The organism is Marinilactibacillus kalidii (genome assembly GCF_017599325.1).
GTDB lineage: Bacteria > Bacillota > Bacilli > Lactobacillales > Carnobacteriaceae_A > Marinilactibacillus > Marinilactibacillus kalidii.
On record NZ_JAGFVM010000048.1, the window covers coordinates 1 to 3335 of the forward strand.

4 protein-coding genes are annotated in these 3335 nt (G+C 35.7%); 3 read left to right on the plus strand and 1 reads right to left on the minus strand.

Features of this window, described 5'->3' with window-relative positions:
- Positions 1-94: 94 nt before the first annotated feature.
- The 3 genes from J5J05_RS11605 to J5J05_RS11615 all read left to right on the plus strand — a co-directional run bounded on the left by J5J05_RS11605 (position 95) and on the right by J5J05_RS11615 (position 2434).
- Positions 95-1285 carry an IS256 family transposase gene (locus J5J05_RS11605; RefSeq protein ID WP_208560834.1) on the plus strand — a complete coding sequence of 397 codons (1191 nt, stop codon included), beginning with the start codon at positions 95-97 and terminating at the stop codon, positions 1283-1285.
- Between the two features lie 489 nt (positions 1286-1774).
- Positions 1775-2056: a hypothetical protein gene (locus J5J05_RS11610; RefSeq protein ID WP_208560835.1), complete on the plus strand. Its 282-nt coding sequence runs from the start codon at positions 1775-1777 to the stop codon at positions 2054-2056.
- A 162-nt stretch (positions 2057-2218) separates the two neighbouring features.
- Complete coding sequence (locus tag J5J05_RS11615) at positions 2219-2434, plus strand: hypothetical protein (protein ID WP_208560836.1); 216 nt, start codon at positions 2219-2221, stop codon at positions 2432-2434.
- A gap of 37 nt (positions 2435-2471) precedes the next feature.
- Here the strand turns inward: J5J05_RS11615 and J5J05_RS11620 are convergent.
- Positions 2472-3335: IS3 family transposase (locus tag J5J05_RS11620; protein WP_208559507.1), on the minus strand; the 864-nt coding region annotated here is incomplete at its 5' end.

Sequence of the window (3335 nt, forward strand, 5' to 3'; positions counted from 1 at the left end):
GAGAGTGTAAAATATCTTGTGTAAATAGAAAAAAGGAAGCCCCTTCTGTAGAATAGAGTTACCACACTACATTCACAGAAAAGAGGACTTCCCTATGAACAATCTTACTACAGATATCTTACAGACTCTAGCTACAAAAGGTGATTTAAATGAATTATTTCGTTCTCATCTAGAATTGGCCGTTAATACACTCTTAAGAACGGAATTGACCGTCTTTTTAGATTATGAGAAGTATGATCGTATTGGTTTCCATTCAGGTAACTCTCGCAACGGCACCTATGACCGTACGGTCAAAACAGAATATGGTGAACTTCAGCTTCAGATTCCACGTGATCGTAATGGTGAATTTAAACAACAGACGCTTCCTGCATATAAAAGAACCAATGAAACGCTGGAAGAAACGATTATTCATCTCTTTCGAAAAGGGATTACGATGTCTGAAATTGCCGATTTGATCGAGAAAATGTATGGTCATCACTATACGCCGCAGACGATGTCCAACATGACAAAAGTCTTTTCTGAAGAAGTGGCTGCTTTTAAAAAACGTCCACTAAATGATCATTATGCCGCTATATATCTTGACGCTACCTACATTCCCTTAAAACGTAAAACTGTAGACAAAGAAGCCATTCATATAGCAGTTGGAATCCGTCCAGATGGTGCCAAAGAAGTACTCGGTTATGCCATTGCCCCCAATGAATCTACTGTTACATGGAAAGAGCTATTAGAAGACTTGATTAGCCGTGGTGTTAAATCCGTTCTCCTCTTTGTGACCGACGGTCTTAAAGGAATAAAAGATACGATTCATCAAGCATTTCCTCAGGCTGCTTATCAACACTGTTGTGTTCATGTTTCTCGCAATATCGCTAGTAAAGTACGTGTAGTTGATCGCAGAGAAGTATGTGAAGACTTCAAAGCTGTTTACCAAGCAGACTCACGGGAAAAGGCGATCGAAGCTCGGCTTGATTTTACAGAGAAATGGCACACCAGTTACACTAGAGTAACCAAAGCGGTCTTAGAGAACGACAGTTTACTGACGTTCTATGACTTTCCTGTTTCGATCCGTAGGAGCTTGTATTCCACTAATTTGATTGAGTCTTTTAACAAACAAATCAAAAAATACAGTCGGCGTAAAGAACAATTTCAGAATGAAGAATCCATGGATCGCTTTTTAGTCTCAAATTTTGATCTGTATAACCAAAAATTTTTAACCCGAAGCCACCGCGGTTTCCAACAAGCAGAAGCAGAACTATGGGAAATGTTTGGAATACTAGCAGAGAGATAATTTTTTACAGAAGGATTTCTTTATTTACACAAACTTCTTGACGCTCCCTGGAAATATATGTGCTGTATTTTTAAAAATTAAAGTTAGCAAGATTATTAAATAGTATGAAGCTAGATTTATATTTTTAAAAACATTTGAAATCTCTTTTTTTTGAAATGTTGGGGTTACTAGAGCTAAAAATCTTTTAATCAACTAGAATTGATTAATTCATAGTCAGAATATCAATAAGCTTCAAAGTGTTTTTATTAAACAAGATGTGAGAATAACAGAATACATTAAATAACCTTTTGTAATTTGATAGATCAATTTTCTTTATCTATAAATGATTTTTTAATTACTTATTATTAAGCAATAATTTATATTATTTAATATAGTATTAGGCCTTATTATGAGTTATATCATCATATATTACATGATTGATTGAAATTACAATGAAAAATCAGTAAATTATAATTATCAATTACTGTAAATAGAGAAAGGTTGATATTTATGGAAAAAACAGATTTAGAATTACTAGAATTTCAAGTAGAGAATGAAATCAGTAGACTAGGGGAAGATAGTAAAATCGAGATTTACTATCATGATTTAGATGGTCAATACTTAGAACATGTTGTGGTAGGAAAACAAGATCCGGTCTTTATATTCAGACCAGAGTTCTCAGATCTGCTAGAAGATTCTGAAATACGTGTATCTACTTTAGGCGAATTCAATAAAGAAATCAAAGACTTACTAGTATTGGAAAGAAAGCTTAACATGATTGAGAAAGATTGAGTATTCAATCAAGTTGAAAGATTTTCAAAACAACGAGCGCCTTTTTAGAGTGTTGACTAAAAAAGCGTTCGTTGTTTTCATTATGGTTACTATTCATTAGTGTTATGATGTGAATAGGTTATAAAAATTGGAGACGATATTAGTGAAAATGGATTAGTATCAGTGATGTCCGGGGCTTTGATTGGTGTTGGAACGGTATTTGTGCCAAAAACTGATAAAGAAATTGGTAGAATTGCTATGATTCAATTGGCCGTGAAATATGCACCGCCTATAGCTTGGTTCTTCACATTTATTTATCTTTTTTCATTATCAGCAGCACTACTTTTTACAGTAGGCTGGTATGTCAACACTTTTTTGAACAAAAATTATAAGGTGTAAATGATGTTTGAGTTTATTTTACTTTACTTGAGTCTCTTTAACTGAATGTAAGGCTAGTTTTGACCGGCTGATGGACAACGGACTTGCGGACTTTAATTTCAGACTGTTCCAGTTCCCAACTTTTTCGATAATCGATAGGAGATTCGTAGTCCAATGATCCATGTGGGCGAAAATGATTCCACCAATGGACGTAGTCCATAAGTTGAACTTGCAGTTCATAGAGTGTATGGAATGTGTTGTCGTAGACAAATTCAAACTTAAATGATTTATACGTGGACTCCGCTACGGCATTGTCGTAAGGATTCCCTTTTCTACTTAACGAACGCACAATATCAAAGGAGTCCAGTAACTCATCAATGGTGTGGTTGTCGAATTCCTTTCCCCGGTCAGTGTGGAAAACGTTGACCGTATATAGAGTTCCTTTAACTGTAGCGAGAGCTTGGAGAACCAAGTCAGCTGTCTTATTTGGTCCTGCGGAATACCCGATAATCTCACGGTTAAATAGGTCTATAATAAAACAAACATAAAACCACTTGTTGGCAACTTTGACATAGGTCAAGTCTGTGACAATCACTTTCATTGGTTCTTCTGGATTGAACTCACGGTTCAAGGTGTTTTCAATCTTCGCTTGATTGACACCACTCTGTTGCGGTTTATATGACAGTTTATCATATTTGGATACCAGATGAAACTTCTTCATAATGCGCCCAATTCTCCGACGGGACACAGTAAACGCGCGTTTCTTCAATCGTTTTTTTAATTTACGCGTGCCATAATTGTTTTTGCTTTTGGCAAACTCTTCAATAATCGCTTGTTCAAGTTCCGCGTCACTTTCTTTCTTTATTACTTCGTAATAATAAGATCCTCTACTGATCTCAAGGGCACGGCACATCGCTGATAT